Raw genomic sequence first — 1,185 nt, 5'->3', positions numbered from 1 at the left:
GCGTGCGCACGCCCGGGCGGGGACGCGACGACGGGCCGCGGCGCTCACGGTGCGCGCCACGGCCCGTCATCGTGCTGGGTCCCGGTCAGTCCTCCGCGAGGATCGCGTCGACCTGGCCGAGCGCTCCGACGATGCCCTCCTCCATGCCCATGCTCACGAGCTGCTCCATCGCCTGGGCCGACGGGAACTGCGACGTGATCGTCATGAGCGTGCCGGGGAACGCGCCGTCGAGCCGGACGACCGCGCGCGTGACGAGGCCGTCGTCCTGGGGCGCGCCCGACTGGTCGGCGAACCCGTCGTCGAACGCGAGGCCGTTCGGGGCGTCGATCGTGACGAACTCCCACCAGCCGTGGGCCTTCTCCCCCTCGGGGCCGGTCATGTAGTACTGCGCGCGGCCGCCAGGCACGAAGTCGTGCGACGTGAACGTGGCGGGCCACGTCGGCGGGCCCCACCACCGCTCGAGCTTGCGCGGGTCGGACCAGACCTGCCACACCTTGTCGGGCGTGGCCGTGAACTCGGCCTTGATGGTCAGGGTCAGGGCCTGCGGGTCCTTGTGGCTCTCGACGACGGTCATGCGTCCTCTCCTTCGTCCAGCAGGGCGTGGATGCGGTCGAGGCGTCCGCGCCAGATCTCCTCGTAGACGTCGAGGAGCCGGGCGGCTGCCCGGATCGCCTCGACGTTGCCGCGCACGAGCCGCTCGCGGCCCTGCGTGGTCTTGGTGACGAGCGCGGCGCGCTCGAGCACGGCGACGTGCTTCTGGACGGCGGCGAAGCTCATGTCGTACCGCCGGGCCAGCGCGGAGACGGACTCCTGCTCGTGCAGGACGCGCCGGACGATGTCCCGGCGGGTCCGGTCGGCCAGGGCCGCGAAGACCCGGTCGACGTGCGCGGTGTCCATTCCTACAACCATGTGGTTGTACATTACGCGCCGGGGTTCACCGTGGCAAGGGGTGGGACGGGCGACCGGCGTCAGCCGAACGCGACGTGCTGCGGGTCCGGTGCGATCAGCAGCGCCTCGTCCCCCTCGACCGCCCGGACGCCCCACAGCCGGCGGAAGCGGTCACGACCCGTGCGGGCCACCACCTCGCCGAGCACCTGCTCCGCCCGGTCACGCGACCCCAGGACCCACAGCGCCGTCGCGGCGAGCGACCCGCGCACCGGCGGCGCGTCGGGCGCGTCCGCGAGC

The 1,185-nt window shown here is 73.2% G+C and carries 3 protein-coding genes; all 3 read right to left on the bottom strand.

What is annotated here, in order from left to right:
• Window positions 1-85: 85 nt before the first annotated feature.
• A complete protein-coding gene (locus HGA02_RS19875; protein WP_168681143.1) occupies window positions 86-574 on the bottom strand; it encodes an SRPBCC family protein in 489 nt (162 codons plus the stop codon).
• A complete protein-coding gene (locus HGA02_RS19870; RefSeq protein ID WP_124342963.1) occupies window positions 571-897 on the bottom strand; it encodes an ArsR/SmtB family transcription factor in 327 nt (108 codons plus the stop codon). Before HGA02_RS19870 ends, HGA02_RS19875 begins: the two co-directional genes overlap by 4 nt.
• A 71-nt stretch (window positions 898-968) precedes the next feature.
• A partial coding sequence (locus HGA02_RS19865; protein ID WP_168681141.1) for a hypothetical protein occupies window positions 969-1,185 on the bottom strand: 217 nt, incomplete at its 5' end.

Origin of the sequence: Cellulomonas septica (assembly GCF_012396155.1) — a bacterium.
Classification (GTDB): domain Bacteria; phylum Actinomycetota; class Actinomycetes; order Actinomycetales; family Cellulomonadaceae; genus Cellulomonas; species Cellulomonas septica.
Note: the sequence above shows the minus strand (reverse complement) of the source record. Positions and strands in the feature narration are given on the sequence as shown.

Coding starts and splice junctions, on each gene's coding strand:
- HGA02_RS19870 (WP_124342963.1), bottom strand. CDS start 897: ATGGACACCGCGCACGTCGACCGGGTCTTCGCGGCCCTGGCCGACCGG.
- HGA02_RS19875 (WP_168681143.1), bottom strand. CDS start 574: ATGACCGTCGTCGAGAGCCACAAGGACCCGCAGGCCCTGACCCTGACC.